The 19,108-nt window shown below is 67.0% G+C and carries 14 protein-coding genes; 10 read left to right on the top strand and 4 right to left on the bottom strand.

Annotated elements, in window-relative coordinates; all coding sequences use genetic code 11:
- Positions 1-143 precede the first annotated feature (143 nt).
- The 3 genes from ACE37B_RS06380 (at position 144) to ACE37B_RS06370 (ending at position 1,997) form a co-directional block, all read left to right on the top strand.
- A complete protein-coding gene (locus ACE37B_RS06380; RefSeq protein ID WP_409922440.1) occupies positions 144-1,295 on the top strand; it encodes an AI-2E family transporter in 1,152 nt (383 codons plus the stop codon).
- Positions 1,296-1,380: 85 nt separating this feature from the next.
- On the top strand, positions 1,381-1,827 hold the full coding sequence (locus tag ACE37B_RS06375; RefSeq protein ID WP_409922439.1) for a PA2169 family four-helix-bundle protein: 447 nt from the start codon (positions 1,381-1,383) through the stop codon (positions 1,825-1,827).
- Entirely contained in the window at positions 1,824-1,997 is a 174-nt protein-coding gene (locus tag ACE37B_RS06370) for a hypothetical protein (RefSeq protein ID WP_409922438.1), read from the top strand. The genes ACE37B_RS06375 and ACE37B_RS06370 overlap by 4 nt, the downstream gene beginning before the upstream one ends.
- Positions 1,998-2,233: 236 nt before the next feature.
- On the opposite strand, the gene ACE37B_RS06365 is transcribed toward ACE37B_RS06370, so the two are convergent.
- On the bottom strand, positions 2,234-2,662 hold the full coding sequence (locus ACE37B_RS06365; RefSeq protein WP_409922437.1) for a hypothetical protein: 429 nt from the start codon (positions 2,660-2,662) through the stop codon (positions 2,234-2,236).
- Between the two features lie 124 nt (positions 2,663-2,786).
- Between ACE37B_RS06365 and ACE37B_RS06360 the strand changes: the two genes are divergently transcribed.
- Entirely contained in the window at positions 2,787-3,974 is a 1,188-nt protein-coding gene (locus ACE37B_RS06360) for a phospholipase D-like domain-containing protein (RefSeq protein ID WP_409922436.1), read from the top strand.
- A 138-nt stretch (positions 3,975-4,112) separates the two neighbouring features.
- On the opposite strand, the gene ACE37B_RS06355 is transcribed toward ACE37B_RS06360, so the two are convergent.
- The 3 genes from ACE37B_RS06355 to ACE37B_RS06345 are packed head-to-tail and all read right to left on the bottom strand — an operon-like array spanning position 4,113 to position 5,343.
- Positions 4,113-4,544 (bottom strand): PRC-barrel domain-containing protein, encoded by a 432-nt coding sequence (locus ACE37B_RS06355; RefSeq protein WP_409922435.1) that lies wholly within the window; start codon positions 4,542-4,544, stop codon positions 4,113-4,115.
- Positions 4,545-4,564: 20 nt separating this feature from the next.
- A complete protein-coding gene (locus tag ACE37B_RS06350; RefSeq protein WP_409922434.1) occupies positions 4,565-5,143 on the bottom strand; it encodes a PRC-barrel domain-containing protein in 579 nt (192 codons plus the stop codon).
- The gene (locus ACE37B_RS06345; protein ID WP_409922433.1) at positions 5,140-5,343 is read right to left on the bottom strand and encodes a hypothetical protein; all 204 of its coding nucleotides are present in this window, start codon (positions 5,341-5,343) and stop codon (positions 5,140-5,142) included. Before ACE37B_RS06345 ends, ACE37B_RS06350 begins: the two co-directional genes overlap by 4 nt.
- Positions 5,344-5,545: 202 nt before the next feature.
- Here ACE37B_RS06345 and glgX point away from each other — a divergent pair, with 202 nt between their 5' ends.
- From glgX to treZ, 6 genes are read left to right on the top strand one after another with little or no spacing between them, the layout of a single operon-like run.
- A complete protein-coding gene (gene glgX / locus ACE37B_RS06340; RefSeq protein ID WP_409922432.1) occupies positions 5,546-7,795 on the top strand; it encodes a glycogen debranching protein GlgX in 2,250 nt (749 codons plus the stop codon).
- A complete protein-coding gene (locus ACE37B_RS06335; RefSeq protein ID WP_409922431.1) occupies positions 7,792-10,005 on the top strand; it encodes an alpha-1,4-glucan--maltose-1-phosphate maltosyltransferase in 2,214 nt (737 codons plus the stop codon). Before glgX ends, ACE37B_RS06335 begins: the two co-directional genes overlap by 4 nt.
- The gene (gene treS / locus ACE37B_RS06330; RefSeq protein ID WP_409922430.1) at positions 10,002-13,424 is read left to right on the top strand and encodes a maltose alpha-D-glucosyltransferase; all 3,423 of its coding nucleotides are present in this window, start codon (positions 10,002-10,004) and stop codon (positions 13,422-13,424) included. The genes ACE37B_RS06335 and treS overlap by 4 nt, the downstream gene beginning before the upstream one ends.
- Entirely contained in the window at positions 13,421-15,235 is a 1,815-nt protein-coding gene (locus tag ACE37B_RS06325; RefSeq protein ID WP_409922429.1) for a 4-alpha-glucanotransferase, read from the top strand. Before treS ends, ACE37B_RS06325 begins: the two co-directional genes overlap by 4 nt.
- Entirely contained in the window at positions 15,232-17,226 is a 1,995-nt protein-coding gene (gene glgB, locus ACE37B_RS06320) for a 1,4-alpha-glucan branching protein GlgB (protein ID WP_409922428.1), read from the top strand. The genes ACE37B_RS06325 and glgB overlap by 4 nt, the downstream gene beginning before the upstream one ends.
- Positions 17,216-19,036 (top strand): malto-oligosyltrehalose trehalohydrolase, encoded by a 1,821-nt coding sequence (treZ, locus tag ACE37B_RS06315; protein WP_409922427.1) that lies wholly within the window; start codon positions 17,216-17,218, stop codon positions 19,034-19,036. Before glgB ends, treZ begins: the two co-directional genes overlap by 11 nt.
- Positions 19,037-19,108: the final 72 nt, after the last annotated feature.

Genomic DNA, 19,108 nt, shown 5'->3' with positions numbered 1-19,108 from the left:
GTGTTGATGCCGGTGGTGATGGCCGTCGCTCGCACGCCCGGACCGCCATACCGCGATCCGGGGCGCAACGGCGATCCGGCACGCTGACGTCAGGGTCGTCACCCCGAGCGGCCCGATCGCTCAGCGACGTTCCCAACGCTGCAGTGATTCCTCGATTCCTCTCCATCGGTTCCCAGTGGGCGTGGCGTGCGTTGGTGATCGCTGCGGCGCTCTACGTGCTGTTGCGAGTCGCGGCGATCCTTCGCTTCGTCGTCGTCCCCGTGTTCTTGTCGCTCGTCATCGCCGCGCTCCTGGAGCCGCTCGTGGGTTGGATGTCGAAGCGGATGCCGCGACTGCTCGCGACGTGGATCGTGATGGCGACCGTGGCGGTGTCGTTGGTCGGACTCGTCGTGGTCGCGTCGGGGCCGGTGGTGCGTTCCGCTCGCGAGTTGGTCGACCGGTCGCAAGCGGCGCTGGACCGGATCAGGTCGTGGCTTCGCGACGGCCCCCTCGGTCTCGATGACGGACAGGTCGATGAGCTCTTCGATCGAATCGCCGAAGCGGGCCGCTCAGCGGCGTCGGGGCTCACCGACAACCCGACCTCCACTGCGATCTTCGCCGCGGAGATCGTCGGCGCGTTCTTGTTGTCGCTGGTCGTGACCTTCTTCTTCGTCAAGGACGGCCCGAAGATGTGGAGTTGGCTGCTCCAGCGGGTGCGCGACGAACGTCGCGAGCCGATCGACAGCGCCGGACGCGCCGCGGTCTCGAGTTTGCAGGGATGGGTCCGGGGCACGGCGATCACCGGCGTGGCCGATGGTCTCATCATCGGCACGGCGTTGTGGATTCTCGGCGTCCCCGCCGCCCTCTCGCTGGCGCTGTTCACCTTCTTCGGAGCGTTCTTTCCCATCGTGGGTGCGACCGTCGCCGGGGCGCTCGCGGCGGCGGTCGCGCTGGCGGATTCCGGTCCGGGTACGGCGATCATCGTGGTCATCGTCGTGCTCGTGGTGCAGCAGGTCGAAGGCGACCTGTTGCTGCCGCTGATCATGTATCGACAGGTGGCGCTCCACCCTGTGGTCATCCTGGTCGCCCTCGCCATCGGTGCGGCGATCGGTGGGATCGTCGGCGCGCTGGTGTCGGTGCCGCTCACGGCAGCGACGACCGCGGCGATCAGCGCCGTCCGCCCCGAGATGGAAACGGACGCGGAGCCCGGCGGCGAGGCGGAGCACGGCGCTGCGACTGATGCGACTGGTGCGACTGATGCGAATGATGCGACTGGTGCGAATGAACCCGAATCCAGCGAGGACGGTCGTGTTTGACCCGCTGATCGATGGGGCACGCCTTGGGCGACGGCGCCATCACGCGCCACACCGACCCCGAACACCCGACACGAAGGAGACATCGATGAGCACCGACTACACCGTCACCAAGGCCCTGATTCAGACCCTCGAAGACGGACGCAAGGGATTCGCGAAGGGCGCGGAACAACTGATGGAGAACGACGAGATCAAGTTGGCCGAGACGTTCCGTGCCTTCGAGACACAGCGAGCGGAGTTCGCCGCCGAACTCGAGACCCTTGCTGCCGCCTACGGTGACGACATCGACGAGTCCGGCTCCGCGGTTGCCGCCATGCACCGCGGCTGGATGACCGTGATCGACGCGCTCTCCGGCTCGAGCGCCGACGGCGTGTTGGGTGCTGCCGAGACCGGCGAGAGCCACACGGTGGGACAGTACGACCAAGCGCTGCTCACGGAGATCTCGCCGGAGCTGCGTGACGTGATCAGTCGTCAGTACGGCCCGGTTCGCAACGCGCATGACACGATCGCAGCGTTGTCGGCATCGTCGGTGTGAGCTCGAAGCGAACCACCCCGATCGTGGTGATCGCCGCGATCGTTCTCGGCGTCATGCTCGCCAGTCTGCTGGTGATGAACGCCGCCGGTGTCGTCTTGACGACGTGGTGGCCGGTCGTCGTCGTGATCGGCCTCGCGGCCTATGCCGTCTCGGTGGTCGCGCTCGACTGACGTGCCCGCCCGGAGCGGCTCCAGCGTCACGAGATGCAGCGCGCTCGGCAGTGAGTCCGCTCCCGAGCGGACGACGGCAGTTCCTGATGTTGCGGGCAGGGAGCCATGTGGGCGCCATCAGCGAACGTCGCTGGCGGCGTCCACATGTGCGCGTCATGGGAAGCCCGCAGGCTGCTCGTCGTGGGCCCGTGTTGATCGACGGACGGTCGGCTCGGCGGCGCCGCTTGTCGGGCGGATCAGCCGCTCCGGTCGTCGGGTCGAAGCCGCTGGGCCAGTCGCTCCAACCGACTCGCCATGTTGCCGACACCGTCAGCCAACCGTGCTGCGCCAGACGCGGCGACGCCGGCTGCTCGCTGTCGCAACCCCTCGACACGTTCGCCGAGGGCGAGGCGACCGCCCGACCGGTCGTCCGATCGCTCAGTGGCCTGATCGGTTCCTTGGTCGTCGCGTGCGTCACCACGCCAGCTCGAGCCGTCGCCGGTGACTCCGAGACGCGCGGCGAACGCGTCGCGGTCGGGTTGATCCTGAACCGGCGCGTCGGGTTGGTCGGGGGCGTCGGGAAAGTCGTGCCCTACTGCTGGTCCGGGCGTCGGGTTGGCCATGTCGGGCGGAGGTCCTTGTGCCGGGTTGCCGCCAGCTTGGTGTCGAAGATGATCTCGTGACATGGCGAGGGCATACCCAGGTTTCCGACCCGTCAAGCGCTCGCCGGCGACGTCCGGGCTGCGCTTCGAACGCGGCTGTTTCCAACCACCTTCACGCGGGTAGCTCTGGTGAGTGGCCCACACCGACATGACCAACTCCAGCACGATGACCGAGGCGGCGGCGTGGAGCGAACGGCTTCACTCGCTCCTCGGCATCCCCCCGACTCGCGGCAACGAGGTGCGCGTGCTCCGCAACGGCGATCGCATCTTTCCGGCGATGCTGCACGCGATCGATGCGGCCTCTGACACGATCGACATCGTCACCTTCGTCTACTGGGCCGGTGACATCGGGAGACGGTTCGCCGAACGACTCGCTGCAGCTGCCCGTCGTGGCTGTCGTGTGCGAGTGCTGCTCGACGCTGTCGGGGCCCGCAAGATCGACACGGATCTCCTCGACATCATGACCTCCGCCGGCTGCGACGTGCGGATGTTTCGTCAGATCGCCGACGGGGCCATCCCGGAGATCGGCGAGGTCCACCATCGGACTCATCGCAAGATCATGGTGTGTGACACCGCCGTCGGCTTCGTCGGAGGTGTCGGTATTGCCGACGAGTGGGCGGGTGACGCTCGCAACGCAGACGAGTGGCGTGACAGCCACGTCGAGCTGCGCGGCCCTGCGGTCGCCGGACTCGCTGCTGCGTTCGTCGACAACTGGGCCGACGAGGTCGGGCACGGATTCGATGCGAACGACGAACGCATCGTCCGAACCGACGCGGCCCCCGGCAGTTCGGAGTGTCTGGTACTCCGCGGGTCGTCGACGTCCGGAGCGACCGAACTCGCACGGCTGATGCTGAGCTTGATCCAGACTGCTCGTCGCCGTCTGCGGATCACGACCGCCTACTTCAACCCCGACGACTCGATGATTGCAGCGCTGTCCGGTGCGGTCGAGCGAGGCGTGGAGGTGCAGATCTTGACGCCCGGCGAGCACGCCGACAAACGGTTCGTCCAAATGGCAGGCGAGGGGCAGTATCAGCGAGTCCTCGACGCAGGTGTCGACCTGCGCACCTACGAACGGTCGATGCTGCACGCCAAGCTGATCACGGTCGACGGTGCCGTCGCCTCGATCGGCTCGGCGAACTTCAACCAGCGATCGACGGAGTACGACGAGGAGTGCAATCTGGTGGTGTTCGACCCCTCGGTGGTCGCCGTGTTCGACCGGCACTTCGACCAGGACCTCGAGCAGTCCGTCGTCCTCGATCCGCAGCGTTGGGCGGATCGCAATGTGGTCCAGCGCATCGGCGAACACGTCACCGGTGTCTTCGGTCGGTGGTTCTGAGCGCATCGGTCGTCGGCCGCAACGCTGATCCTCGAGACCAGACGCTTGATCCTCGAGATCATGAGCCGAGGTCTTCGCTCGCGACTCGGGAGCGAGTCGAGCGACCCGGATTCGGTGAGTCGAGTCGGTGACGCGGACTCAGCGATTCGAGCCGTCGACGACCAGCGCGTACGAGCCGAAGCTGCGCACGTCGTCGGCGGAGACCTGGACGCCGGTACTCGACGTGACGCCGACGATCGCGCCGGAGTCGCTGTCGAACGTGACGTCGTCGACCACACCGTGCTCGAAGCCAGCGGTGTCGAGAATTCGGCTCTGCAGGATGTCGAGTGAGCCACGTGCCGAGGAGCGATCGCGTTCGTCATCGGACTCGCTCGCCTCGTCGGCTCGCTTGACCATGACCCGGTCGTTGCCGAACGACTCGAGGTCGTCCCATTCGGCGAACACGGATCGTCTCCCACGGCCGTCGATGTGCAGACGTTCGATGCGGTCACCGGATTGCGAGACGACCACGTGGCGAACCTTGCCGATGTCGTCGGCGGTGTCGACGGCCACGACTTCGTGGCCCTTCATGGATCGGAGTGAGTGCACGGTCATGATCGATGTTCTCCTCGATCGAGTAGGTCGCGGAACGACGACACGGCGGCACCGAAGCCAGCGAGGTCGTTGCGGGTGAAGTCGTCGGCCTCTGCAGGGACGACGAGGTTGTCGTCGGAGATCGACATCTGTGCCGACGACGGGATGAACACGGTGCCGTCCGACGTCTCGACTTCGTAGCCGACCGCCTTCGGTGACGGTCCGGTCTCGATGATGACGTCGACGACGGATCCGATCTCGGTACCGGCGCTGGAGAACACTCGGTCACCGATGACGTCGATGCCCGAGGCCGAGCGGGACAGTGCCTCGTCCGATGCGCCCCGGTCGACGAGACAGTCCTCGTCGGGAACCATCACCGCGTGGGTGCCGATGCCGACCACGTTGTCGACGGGCAGCGTTGCCGAGAGGGTGCCTCGGAACCAGCCACGCTGGTTGAGGGTGAAACCGACCAGGCGATGATCGTCGATGTCGAACACGATGTCTTTGATCTCCGCGGCGTCGTCCCCGGCATCGATGGGCACCACCGGCAAGCCGGAGATGTCGCGGGCTCGCATGAGGTTGAGTCGCTCCGTCATGGCCGGCTCCTCCGGTGCTGCGGGGGCGTCTCGGGGGACGCGGGGTCGTGCGGACGTGCTGGTGTGTCCGTCGTCGGCTCGCTCGTGCCGGTCGAGGCAATGACGCTTCCCGCTCGTTGTCTGGCTCGGAATGCGACGAAGCCGATGGCGATGAGCGCGATCACGCTGAGGCCGAGGATCGTCCAGAAGATGGCATCCATGGACGGCAACTCCTTTCGCTGGGTGGCTGGCTGGGTGACGTAGCGCGGTAGTACCCCGTGACGCCGGATCGAAACGCGTGACGACGATCGACACGAAGACGGAACCGAAACGAAGACGGACCGGTCAGGACTCGCCGCTACCGCGAACTGCTCGCGACGCGACCGCTCGTTTGGAATTCGCAGGGCTGGGAAGCACTCTCACGTGGCAGCACCGACATCAGGTTCCGATCGACGCGTCTGGGTCGGAACTCCGTTTCCGCTCGGCGCTCGATACGACGGATCGGGAACCAACTTCTCGTTGTTCTCGAGCGTCGCGGACGGCGTGGAGCTCTGCCTGCATGGCGAAGGCACCGACGACGCCGACGACGAGCGCATCGAACTGACCGAGGTCGACGGCCACATCTGGCACGCCTATCTCCCGAGCGTCCGTCCTGGCCAGCGCTACGGCTATCGCGTCCATGGGCCATGGGAACCCGCCCGCGGCGATCGCTGCAATCCGTCCAAGCTCCTCCTCGATCCGTACGCCATCGCCATCGACGGTCGCATCGACTGGGACCCCGCCTGTTTCGGCTACGAGTTCGACGACCCGGACAGGGCGAACACCGACGACAGCGCGCCGCACGTGTGGAAAGCCGTCGTCGGCGACCCGTTCTTCGACTGGGGGCACGATCGTCCGCCAGCGGTCCCGCTCCACGAGACGGTGATCTACGAGGCGCACGTCCGCGGCATGACGATGACCCACCCGGCGGTGCCCCCAGAACTTCGGGGCACCTACTCGGGGATGTCTCACCCTGCCGTCATCGAGCACCTCCAGACATTGGGGATCACCGCGGTCGAGCTGATGCCCGTGCACCAGTTCGTCCAGGATCACCACCTCGTCGAGAAGGGGTTGAGCAACTACTGGGGATACAACTCGATCGCGTACCTCTCACCTCACAACGAGTACACCTCGTCGGCAGCGCTCGGCCAGATCCAAGAGTTCAAGACGATGGTGAAGGCGCTGCACGCCGCCGGGATCGAGGTCATCCTCGACGTCGTCTACAACCACACCGCCGAGGGAAATCACTTCGGTCCGACGTTGTCGTTGCGGGGCATCGACAACCACGCCTACTACCGCCTGGTCGACGACGACCCGCGCTACTACCTCGACTTCACCGGTACCGGCAACAGCTTGAACATGCGTCACCCGCACGTGCTGCAACTGATCATGGACAGCCTTCGCTACTGGGTGCTCGAAATGCACGTCGACGGCTTCCGCTTCGACCTCGCCTCGACGCTGGCGCGCGAACTGCACGAGGTCGACCGACTGTCCGCGTTCTTCGATCTCGTGCAGCAGGACCCGGTCGTGTCACAGGTGAAGCTCATCGCGGAACCGTGGGACGTCGGCGAAGGCGGCTATCAGGTCGGCAATTTTCCACCGCAGTGGTCGGAGTGGAACGGGCAGTACCGCGACACGATCCGCGACTTCTGGCGCGGGGAGCCGTCGACGCTCGCCGAATTCGGCTCGCGTTTCACGGGCAGCTCCGACCTCTACGAAGCCGACACGCGACGGCCCACCGCGTCGATCAACTTCGTCACGGCCCACGATGGCTTCACGTTGCAGGACCTCGTGTCGTACAACGACAAGCACAACGAGGCCAATCTCGAAGACGGCAACGACGGAGAGTCGCACAACCGATCGTGGAACCATGGCGTCGAAGGGCCGAGCGACGACCCGGAGATCGTCGAGCTGCGCAACCGCCAACGTCGCAACCTGATGGCGACGCTGCTGCTGTCCCAGGGGGTTCCGATGATCGTCGGCGGGGACGAACTCGGCCAATCCCACCTCGGCAACAACAACGTCTACTGCCAGGACAACGAACTGAGTTGGCTCCCATGGGACGACGGCATCGACGATGACTTCGCGGCGTGGTGTCGACGCGTGATCGAGTTCCGCAGCGCGCACCCGGTGTTTCGCCGCCGTCGGTGGTTCCAGGGTCGCAGGATCCGAGGGATCGAGGACCTGGCGTGGTTCCGGCCCGACGGTGAGGAGATGACCGACGAGGACTGGGAGACCGGCTACGCACGTGCGGTCGGCGTCTTCCTCAATGGCGCCTCGATCCTGACACCCGACGCCTATGGGCAACGGGTCGTCGACGACAGCTTCCTCGTGTTGTTCAACGCCGGGCACGACGCGCTCACGTGGTGCCTGCCCGGACCGGAGTGGGGTCGGCGTTGGACGATCGACCTCTCGACCTCCGACACCCGTATCGGCCTCCGCCGCACGGTGGGCGCGAAGGCATCCGGCGAACTCGACGTGACCGGACGGTCCCTCATCGTCTTGCGTTCCACGAAGGGCCCGGCTCGCCCGGGCACGCGACGCCGGTTGTCGACCGCACATCCAGCGGTCAGCCACGCCGAGCCCGCCGCCTCGAACGACCCGACTTCCGACCGGAAAGGACCCAGCACATGAAGCTTCGACCTCAGCGATCCGAGCAGCAGACGAAACCGCAGGCCGAGGAGCGAGCGACGAAGCGGTCGGCCGAGCAACCGACCGAAGCGCAGCCGGAGTCCGATGCCGGAGCACTGGAGCGGCCGTCGCTCGAGTCCGCGCGGTCGCCGAGGCGGCAAGAAGCGCCCGAGCTTCCTGCTGAGCGGCCCACCCGCGTCGTGATCGAGCCCGTCTCGCCGGTCGTCGACGGTGGCGCCTTCGTCGCCAAGGCTGCGCAGGGACTGGTCACGTCGATCCGCGCCGATGTCTTCACCGACGGTCACGACGTGGTCGTGGCGTCGGTGGAGCTGTGGCCGCCGGACGACGACGGACACGCTCCAGCTGCACCACTTCGTCTGCCGATGACGCCGCTCGGCAATGATCGGTTCACCGCGAGCTTCGTTCCCGACCGGCTCGGACGATGGACGTACGACGTGATCGGCTGGGTCTCGCACGCGGAGACGTGGCGCCGCGGCACGGTGCTCAAGGCGCACGCGGGCGTCGACACCTCGGTCGAGGCCGAGATCGGTCGACGGCTCGTCGATTCGATGCTCGATCGTCCTCATCCGGCTTCGTTGCCCGACGACCTCCAGCGGTTGACGTCGCTGCGGGCCCGCCTGGCCGACGGCGACGTGTCGACCCTCGATGATCCGCTGCTGGCGGATTCGTTCGCGCGAACCGAAGCCCGTGACCCGCTGGCCCGCCTCGCCGCGCCGCTGTCGATCGACGTCGACCCGAAGCTGGCCTCGGTCGGCTCGTGGTACTCGTTCTTCCCACGGTCACCGGCGCTCGATTCGTCGAGCTCGGACGCGGTCGACCGGGCCGACGAGCCACGGTCGCCGGCGACGTTGGCGGACGCCGTCGACCGCCTCGACTACATCGCCGCACTCGGCTTCGACGTCGTCTACATCCCACCGGTCCATCCCATCGGCACGACGAACCGGAAGGGTCGGAACAACGCGACCATCGCCGAGCCCGACGACGTCGGCAGCCCGTACGCCATCGGTTCAGCCGACGGCGGCCACCGCAGCGTCGATCCACAGCTCGGCACCGTCGACGACGTCGCCACGTTGGCGACGGAGTGTCGCGCCCGCGGCATGGACCTCGCGCTCGACATCGCCTTCAACTGCTCGCCCGACCACCCGTGGGTCGGCGAGCACCCCGACTGGTTCACGACGCGCCCTGACGGGTCGATCCAGTTCGCCGAGAACCCGCCGAAGAAGTACGAAGACATCTACCCGCTCGACTTCGAGACCGACGACTGGCGCGCGCTGTGGCGCGAGCTCGCCGACGTGTTCCGCTTCTGGATCGATGCGGGCGTGCGCATCTTCCGCGTCGACAACCCGCACACCAAGGCGTTGCCGTTCTGGGAGTGGGCGATCGCCACGATTCGTCACGATCATCCCGACGTCATCTTCTTGTCCGAGGCGTTCACCCGACCCCGGGTGCTGCAGCGACTCGCCAAGCTCGGGTTCAATCAGTCGTACACCTACTTCGCATGGCGGAACTCGGCGACCGAGCTCGCGGAGTACTTCGATGAACTCGCCACCGACACCATCGACTACCTGCGCCCGAACGTCTGGCCGAACACCCACGACATCTTGACCGAGCACCTGCAGCACGGAGGGCGAGCGGCGTTCGTCAGCCGAGCGATCCTCGCCGCAACGCTGTCACCGAGTTGGGGGATCTACGGCCCGACCTTCGAGCTGATGGAGACCGAACCCCGCTTCGGGGTCGAGGACTATCTCGACTCGGAGAAGTACCAGATCCGCCACTGGAATCTGGACCGGCCCGACAGTCTCGCTCCGCTGATCGCCCGCCTCAACGAGATCCGTCGTGACCACCCGGCCGTCTGCGATCTCGCATCGATCCACTTCCATCAGACCGATCACGAGCAGCTCCTCTGCTACTCCAAGACCGACCCGAGCGGCCGCGGAGATCCGGTGATCGCGGTGGTCAACGTCGACCCGCATGCACCCGCCAACGGGTTCGTCGACATCGATCTGGCCGCGATCGGTCTGCCGTATGGCAGCGACTACGAGGTGATCGACCGCTTGGGCGGCGCCGTCTACCACTGGTCGGGCAACCGCAACTACGTCGAGCTGTCGCCGCATGGCGCGATGGCCCACGTGTTCACCGTCCGCACAGCGGCCGATCCGCGCACCGAAGCCTTCGAAGGGGCGACCGTATGAACCCAACGGCATCCAGCACCACGACCGACAAGCACACCGGCAAGCACAGCGGCAAGGCCAGCGGCAAGGCCAATAGCGCCAAGACGTCGAGCAAGCACCCCAGCACAGCAGCGAATCGCAGCAGCGAGAGCGCTCGCCCGTCGACGATCGAGGGGCCGTCCGACTGGTTCAAGGACGCCGTCATCTACGAGCTGCACGTCCGAGCGTTCGCCGATTCCAACGGCGACGGCGTGGGTGACCTCGACGGTCTGCGTGATCGCCTCGACTATCTCGCCGACCTCGGTGTCACGGCGATCTGGATGCTGCCGTTCTACCCGTCACCCGGTCGTGATGACGGCTACGACATCGCCGACTACGACACGGTCAACCCCGACTACGGCACGACTCGCTCGTTCCAACGGTTCCTCGACGCTGCACACGAACGCGGCCTGCGGGTCATCACCGAACTCGTGATCAATCACACGAGTGACCAGCACCCGTGGTTCGAGCGGGCACGGCGCGCCCCGAAGGGCTCGCCCGAGCGTGACTTCTACGTCTGGTCCGACGACCCGGAGGTCTACGCCGACGCCCGCATCATCTTCCAGGATTTCGAGACCTCGAACTGGACATGGGATCCCGTCGCCGGGCAGTACTACTGGCATCGGTTCTACTCGCACCAGCCGGATCTCAACTTCGACAACCCGGCCGTCGAGCAAGCCGTGCTCGACGTCCTCGACCGTTGGCTCGACATGGGCGTCGACGGACTCCGTCTCGACGCCGTGCCCTACCTCTACGAACGAGAGGGCACGACCTGCGAGAACCTGCCCGAGACGCACGACGCGCTCAAGCGCATCCGGGCGCACATGGACACCAAGTACGAGGGCCGGATGCTGCTCGCCGAAGCCAACCAGTGGCCGGAGGACGCTGCGGCCTACTTCGGCGACGACGACGAGTGCCACATGAACTTCCACTTCCCGGTGATGCCCCGGCTGTTCATGTCGGTGCAGATGGAGAACCGCACGCCGATCACCGACATCATGGAACAGACGCCGGTGCCGCCGCCGGGGTGTCAGTGGGCGACCTTCCTGCGCAATCACGACGAACTGACGCTCGAGATGGTCACCGAGGAGGAGCGTGACCTGATGCTGCGGGCGTATGCCCGCGACGACGAGATGCGGATCAACCTCGGGATCCGTCGTCGGCTCGCTCCGCTGCTCGGCAACGACCGGCGCAAGATCGAACTGCTCAACGTGTTGCTGTTCTCCCTGCCGGGCACGCCGGTCGTGTACTACGGCGACGAGATCGGGATGGGCGACAACGTCTACCTCGGCGATCGCGACGGCGTGCGGACGCCGATGCAGTGGACCGCCGACCGAAACGCCGGTTTCTCGACGTCGAACCCACACCGGCTCTACCTGCCGCTGATCACCGAGCAGGAGTACCACTACGAGAGCATCAACGTCGAAACCCAGAGCCGGAATCCGGCGTCGTTGCTGTCGTGGATGCGTCAGCTCATCGCGCTCCGCAACCGACATCCCGTGCTCGGTCGCGGCGACATCGAGTTCCACGACCCGGAGAATCCGCATGTCCTGGCGTTCTCGCGGTCGATGCCGGGCGAAGCATCGATGCTGTGTGTCGCGAACCTCTCCCGGCTCGCACAGCACGTGGACCTCGATCTCTCCGAGCACGTCGGCGCCACGCCGGTCGAAGTGTTCGGTCGCAATCGTTTCGCGCCCGTCGGCGAGCATCCGTACTCGCTGACGCTCGCACCGTACGGCTTCTTCTGGTTGTCGCTCGAGCACGCCGACCACGTCGCCGACCGCGGCGACCTCCCTCACCTTCCCGGCACCCTCGAAGAAGTCGCTCGTCGACGCGCCGCGCTGACCCGGGCGCTGACCGGCTGGCTGCCGGAGCGTCGCTGGTACGCGGGCAAGGACAAGTCGATTCGGGAGGTCAAGATCGACACGGTCATCCCGATCGGCGACGACCTGCTCGTCACGAGCGTGTTGATCTCGTTCACCGACGGCGACGACCAGCGCTACGCCGTGCCGATGTTGCGTGTCACCGCCGACACCGCGACGACCGTCGAGAACTTGCAGGCATCGAGCGTGATCGCACGTCTCGACGACGGTGCGCTCCTGATCGACGCGATGACCGACGCACGCGGAGTTGCCCAGGTGATCGGGGCCGCGGCGACCGAATTCAACGGGGAGCAGGGCGCACACCGGCTCGCCGGCCACGCCCATCGCGACGGCATCGCTCACGTCGCGGCCGACTGGCGCGACGTCCACATCTTGGGTGTCGAACAGTCGAACTCCTCGGCGATCGTCGACCCACCGGACGGCCCGCGCCTCATCGCGAAACTGGTGCGGCGTCTCGAGGTCGGACCCAATCCCGACGTGGTGCTCCCTCGGCATCTCGTCGCCGCCGGTTTCGAACGGGTGCCGGGTGTCGCCTCGACGCTCGATCTCGCGCTCGCCGACGAGACCGACGAAGCGACGCTGCTCGTCGTGCACGACGCGGTCGAGCACGAACGCGACCTGTGGGCGCATCTGCTCGACGACCTGTCGCTGACGATCGACAACGACGTGCTGTTCGGTGCCGACTCGGTCGACATCGGCATCGACACCGTGACGACGGCGATCGCCGAGTTGCTCGGTACCCGCACCGCAGAGCTCCACCGCTCGCTGGCATCGGGTTCGGGGCCGGCGCTCGCGCCGGAACCGTTCACGCTCCAATGGCAGCGCTCGGTCATCCAGACCGTGCGAAATTCGGTTCGAGCAGCTCAGCGCGAGCTGCGTCGCCGGCGCCGATCATCGGGGTCGACCCCGCTGTCGGAGCGTGCCGCCGAACTGGCGGAACTCGTCATCGAGCGCGGTGACGATCTCATCGCCCGGTTCGATTCGCTCGTCACGGCGAGGATCCCGGCCAAACGCATCCGGATCCACGGCGACCTCCACCTCGGACAGATCCTCTGGACCGGGTCCGATGTCGTCTTCATCGACTTCGAGGGCGAACCCGGTCAACCGATCGGGCAGCGTTCGATCAAGCGATCGCCGCTGGCCGATGTCGCCGGACTTCTCCGGTCGGTCGACTACGCGGGCCGCGTCGCGGTGCACACCGCGGTGGAGCGCGGCCGGATCGGCGAGAGCGATCTCGACGCGGTGGAACGGTGGCGGACGGCGTGGACGACAGCGATGCACCATCGGCTGCTCTCGACGTACCGATCGGCGATCGTCGGAGCGGATCTGGTTCCCGACGACGATGCGGAGCTCGAGTTGCTGCTCGACGTCTATCTGGTCACCAAGAGCCTGTACGAGGTCCGCTACGAACTCGCCAACCGGCCCGAGTGGGTGAGTTGGCCGCTGGAGGCGGTCGGTGAGATGATCCGAGGAGGCCTCACCAGTGCGACGGCCGGTCGTTCGGGGCGGGGTTCGTGATCACCGACGCACTCCGCCGTCGCGCCGCCGAACTGGGCGTGCAGGTCACCTATGTCGACGTCGACGGCGTGCATCACGATGCCGATCCGCAGGTCGTGGCGCGTGTCGTCGAGGTACTCGACGATGACGATCGTCGACCGACGCCGGTCGTCCCACCGGTCCACCTGGGGACCACTCGTCCGGTACCCGTCGCTGCGGGAGTCGCAGTCGGTCGAGCCAGCCTGCGGGTCGATGGGTCGGTCGAGATCGTTCAGATCACGTCCGACGGCATCGTGCTTCCCGACGACGTGCCGGTCGGGTGCCACACACTCTCCGTCGAAGCCGTTGCGCCTGGCGGCGATTTGTCTGCCTGTCAGGCTCCCGGTCCGGCACCTGGCGAAGCTCCCGGCGACGAAACCGAGTGCATCGTGGTGGTCGCGCCCGAACGGATGCCGACCGGGAGCCCACAGCGATCGTCGAGCCTCTTCGCCCCGACCTACGCGCTCTGGGACGACGACGAACCGCTTCCGTCGTTCGGATTGCTGCGACGACTCGCACGTTGGGCGTCGACGCATGGTGTCGACACCGTGGCGACCCTGCCGCTCTCCGCCACGTTCCTCGACGACCCGTTCGATCCGAGCCCGTACTCGCCGATCAGCCGTCTCCATTGGAACGAGGCGTACCTCGACGACCGGTTGCTTCCATCAGCGCCGGTGCCGCCCGAGCTGCATCCGCCCGACGACGTCGACTGGCGGGCGCTCGGCGCCCGCCGCCGACTGCAACTCGTCCGCGCCGCGCTCGATACCGACGCCGACCTCCTCGCAGCGTTGGCTCGATTCGTCGCGGCGCATCCCGACGTCGGCTCCTACGCCCGCTTCCGGGCAGCTCGCGAATCGGGCGGCGACCTCGTCGTCGAGCGTTCGCACGTGCTCGCCCAGTATCTCGCCGACCAGCAGCTCGGCGCGCTCGCCGCCGACCCGTCGGCTGCGGGCCTCGCCCTCGACCTGCCGATCGGCTCGCATCCGGACGGATGGGAGACCTGGGCGCACCCCGGTCTGTTCGCCGACGCGATGACCGTCGGAGCGCCACCCGACACGTTCTTCACCGGTGGGCAGGACTGGGGTTTCCGACCGCCGCTGCCCGGAGCCATGCGTGCAAGCGGCTATCGCCTGTGGCAGCAGATGATCGGTCGGATCGGGCGCCACGCGACGATGCTGCGTCTCGACCACGTGATGGCGGTGCACCGTCTCTGGTGGATCCCGTCTGGGCAGCCAGCCGATCGCGGGGTCTACGTGACCTATCCCCAACGCGAGTTGCTCGCCGTGATCGCGGCGTCGGCGGCGGCGACTGGCGTGGGGATCGTCGGCGAGAACCTGGGCACGGTCCCACCCGAGGTCGACCGGGAACTCGACCGCTGGGAGATGCTCGGCATGTACGAAGAACAGTTCCACCTCGACGAGACCGACGACGAGGGAGCGGCCACCCTGGCCGAGATCCCTGCTCGGTCGATCGCCGGCGTACGAACTCACGACATGGCGCCGTTCGCCGCGGCGATCGACGACGAGTCGACGGCCGCTGCGTACGCAGGTCGGTTGGGTACCGAGCCCGACGAGTCGCTGCTCGACGCAGCGCTCGCTCGCCTCGCGGCGAGCGACGCCCACACGGTGGTGGCCGACCTCGACGATCTGCTCGACGAACACCGCCCCCACAACCTGCCCGGCCGGGTGGTCCCCGGTACGTGGCAGCGACGGCTCGACCACTCACTGACCGCCACGTTGGCGGACGAACGGGTCGAACGCCGCATCCGCCTCCTCGAAAGGACCACATCGTGACCAGCCAGCACCAGACCAGCCAGCAGACGAGCCGGGAACTCGGAGAGCTCGACCTTCATCTCTTCGCCGAGGGTTCGCATCGCTACCTTCACCGGTCGTTCGGCGCGCAGCCGGGCGACGGGGGCACGCGGTTCGCCGTGTGGGCGCCCAACGCCAGCGCGGTCAGTGCCGTCGGAACGTTCGACGGCTGGGCGCACGAACACCGCCTGGACGGCAGCGAGGCCGGCGTCTGGAGCGGTTGGGTCGACGGCGCCCACCAGGGTGACCGGTACCTGTACCGCGTGACCGACCGCGCGGGAAACACGGTCGAGAAATCCGATCCGATCGGTGCCGCGGCGGAGGACGCACCCGCCATCTCGTCGATCATCGCCGACCTCGACCACGACTGGAACGACGCCGAGTGGATGCGTCATCGCGGTGAGCGCATCGCGCTCGACGCCCCGATCTCGATCTACGAGATGCACCTGGGTTCGTGGGGTCGCCATGTCAGCGACGGCCGCCGGTTCCCCCGCTACGACGAGCTCGCCGACCCCGTCGCCGATCACGTCCTGGCGCACGGGTTCACCCACGTCGAGTTCCTGCCGATCATGGAGCACCCGTTCTACGGGTCGTGGGGGTATCAGACGACCGGGTTCTTCGCCCCGACCGCCCGGTACGGCTCGCCGACCGATCTGATGGCGATGATCGATCGGTTGCACCAGCGTGGCGTCGGCGTGATCCTCGACTGGGTCCCGTCGCACTTCCCGACCGACAGCCACGGACTGTACGAGTTCGACGGCACGCACCTGTACGAGCACGCCGACCCCCGACAGGGGTATCACCCGGATTGGAACTCGTCGATCTTCAACTACAGCCGCAACGAAGTGCGATCGTTCCTCACGTCGAGTGCGATGTGCTGGCTCGACCGCTACCACGTCGACGGTCTGCGGGTCGACGCCGTTGCCTCGATGCTGTATCTCGACTACAGCCGCAACGAGGGGGAGTGGATCCCCAACGAGTTCGGCGGCCGCGAGAACCTCGACGCGATCGTGTTCTTGCGCGAGCTCAACGAGGCGATCTACACCGAGTTCAGCGATGTCGCGACGATGGCCGAGGAGTCCACCTCGTGGCCGATGGTGAGCCGACCGACCTACGTGGGCGGTCTCGGCTTCGGCAACAAGTGGGACATGGGGTGGATGCACGACACGCTCGCGTACTTCGCTCGTGATCCGATCCATCGCGGCTGGCATCACGGCGAGATCACGTTCCGCTCCGTCTACGCCGCGAGCGAGAACTTCGTCCTGCCGCTGAGTCACGACGAGGTGGTCCACGGCAAGGGGTCGCTGCTGAACAAGATGCCCGGTGACGACTGGCAACGGTTCGCCAACCTTCGCCTGCTGTACGCGATGCAGTGGGCGCAGCCGGGCAAGAAGCTGCTGTTCATGGGTGCGGAGTTGGCGACGTCGCAGGAGTGGAACCACGACGGCACGCTCGACTGGTCGCTCCACGACTCACCGCCGCATGCGGGCGTGCGTCGCTTCCTCGCCGAACTGAATCGTGTGTACGCGGCCGAAGCAGCGATGCACCGCGGCGACAGCAACGCCGACGGTCTGCGCTGGGTCGAAGGCAGCGATGCCGAACACAGCGTCTATGCGTGGTTGCGACTCGATCCGGGTGGTTCGGCGCGTCCGGTGTTGGCGGTGTTCAACGCGACCCCGTCCGTGGTCGAGAACTATCGACTTGGTGTGCCAACTCGCGGGACGTGGTCGGAGTTGGTGAACAGCGATGCTGCCGACTTCGGAGGCAGTGGCGTGAGCAACGGCGGAGCGGTTCGGACCGTTCCGGTCGACGCGCACGGATTCCACCAGTCGATCGTCGTGACGGTGCCGCCGCTCGGCGCGATCTTCTTCGCTCCCGACGACACCGCCGGTCGCCGCGGTGACGCCCGGATCACGAACGTCGCCCGCACGTCGGCACGCGGATCCGAGGACGGTCGCTCCGATGCCGCGTGATCGCAGCGATCAGCGGTTGGGCGCCACGCCGGTCGACGGCGGCACGCGTTTCGAAGTGTGGGCCCCTTTCGCCGAGACGGTGTCGGTGGTCGTCGGGTCGCCGCACGGTCCCGAGCGGACCGTCGTGCTCGAACCGCCGCCGGGTGACGACGCACCGACATCGGCGTGGTCGACCTGGTCGGCGATCGTCGAGGGCGTCGGTGCCGGTGATCGGTACCGATTCCGCCTCGACGATGGTGAACCGCTGCCGGACCCGGCGAGTCGTCTGCAGCCCGCCGGAGTCCACGGGCCCTCCGAGGTCGTCGATCTCGATGCGTTTCTCTGGACCGACAGCGACTGGTCGGGCGTCGAGCTGCGTGACACGATCCTCTACGAACTCCACGTCGGCACATTCACGCGTGCCGGCACCTTCGACGCGGCCGCCGACGAACTGAAGCGGCTCGTCGATCTCGGTGTCACGACGATCGAGCTGATGCCGGTCGCGGCGTTTCCCGGTCGCCGTAACTGGGGGTATGACGGGGTGTTCCCGTTCGCGACGCAGGCGTCGTACGGCGGCCCGTCAGGTCTGGCCCGTCTCGTCGACGCCGCCCACGCCTACGGCCTCGGTGTCGTTGTCGACGTGGTGTACAACCATTTCGGACCGGAGGGGAACGTGCTGACGAGGTTCGGCCCGTACCTGACCGACTCGTACGCGACCCCGTGGGGCGGGGCGGTGAACGTGTCGGAGCGCTACAGCGACGGTGTTCGTCGCTATCTGATCGAGAACGCGGTGAGTTGGATCACCGACTTCCACCTCGACGGTCTTCGGCTCGATGCGGTGCACGCCATCGTCGACCCGACCGCTCGACCGTTCGTCGCCGAACTCACCGATGCCGTTCACGACGCAGGCGATCGGCAGGGACGCCCCGTGCTGGTCACGGTCGAGAGTTCGGCGAACGACCCGGCGATCGTTCGACCCGCTGCCGAGCACGGATGGGGATGTGACGCGGTCTGGAACGACGACGTCCACCACGCACTTCGAGTCGCGCTCACCGGCGAGCGCCACGAGTACTACGCGGGTTACCGAGGGGCGATCGACGTGGCGAGGGCACTCGAGCGACGATGGGTCTACGACGGGCAGCATTCGGTCGTCGCCGGTCGTCGACACGGGGCCGAGGCCGCCGGTCTCGACCATCGCTCGTTCATCGTCTTCGCACACAACCACGATCACGTCGGCAACACCCCGAGCGGCCACCGTCTCCTGCACGAAGCCGGACCGGGGGATCCACGCCTTCGTCTCGCCGCCGCTGCCACACTGCTGTCGCCGTTCACGCCCCTGCTGTTCATGGGCGAGGAGTACGCCGAGCGGGCGCCGTTCCCGTACTTCGTCGATCACACCGATCCGGCGTTGATCGAGGCGGTCCGCGAGGGCCGCCGACGCGAGTTCGCGGATGTCGATTGGTCGGGCGACGTCGCCGATCCTGCGGCGCCCGAGACGTTCTCGGCCGCCGCGCTCGATCCTGACCTCGCGCATGGCGGTCCACATCGAGCGATGCTCGACCTGTATCGACGTCTCATCGAGACACGGCGACGTCTCGACGTGCTCACCGACCCGGCCGCCGTCCAGGCGGTCACCTGCGACGACGACCTCGTGGTCGTCCGTCGCTCGCTGGGTTCGGTCGAGTCGCTGCTCGTGCTCAACTTCTCCGACGAGCAACGCGTTCCACCACGAGTCGCGGGTCACCGCACGATCATCGACACGGGACCGGAGAACTCGTGGGCGGACCGTGCTGTTGCGGCATGGTCGGCGCGGCTGACCGTGTCCGAGTAACGGATGCGGTGACGGGTGCCGTGACGGGTGGAGTGACGGGTGGAGTGACGGGTGGAGTGACGGGTGCGGCGA

This window comes from Ilumatobacter sp., from assembly GCF_046290335.1.
GTDB lineage: Bacteria > Actinomycetota > Acidimicrobiia > Acidimicrobiales > Ilumatobacteraceae > Ilumatobacter_A.
This window is presented reverse-complemented; position numbering and strand designations above follow the sequence as displayed.

Excerpts from the sequence above, each read along its gene's own strand:
- ACE37B_RS06375 (WP_409922439.1), top strand. The coding sequence starts at position 1,381 with ATGAGCACCGACTACACCGTCACCAAGGCCCTGATTCAGACCCTCGAA.
- ACE37B_RS06365 (WP_409922437.1), bottom strand. The coding sequence starts at position 2,662 with ATGTCACGAGATCATCTTCGACACCAAGCTGGCGGCAACCCGGCACAA.
- ACE37B_RS06360 (WP_409922436.1), top strand. The coding sequence starts at position 2,787 with ATGACCAACTCCAGCACGATGACCGAGGCGGCGGCGTGGAGCGAACGG.
- ACE37B_RS06355 (WP_409922435.1), bottom strand. The coding sequence starts at position 4,544 with ATGAAGGGCCACGAAGTCGTGGCCGTCGACACCGCCGACGACATCGGC.
- ACE37B_RS06350 (WP_409922434.1), bottom strand. The coding sequence starts at position 5,143 with ATGACGGAGCGACTCAACCTCATGCGAGCCCGCGACATCTCCGGCTTG.
- ACE37B_RS06345 (WP_409922433.1), bottom strand. The coding sequence starts at position 5,343 with ATGGATGCCATCTTCTGGACGATCCTCGGCCTCAGCGTGATCGCGCTC.
- ACE37B_RS06335 (WP_409922431.1), top strand. The coding sequence starts at position 7,792 with ATGAAGCTTCGACCTCAGCGATCCGAGCAGCAGACGAAACCGCAGGCC.
- treS (WP_409922430.1), top strand. The coding sequence starts at position 10,002 with ATGAACCCAACGGCATCCAGCACCACGACCGACAAGCACACCGGCAAG.
- treZ (WP_409922427.1), top strand. The coding sequence starts at position 17,216 with ATGCCGCGTGATCGCAGCGATCAGCGGTTGGGCGCCACGCCGGTCGAC.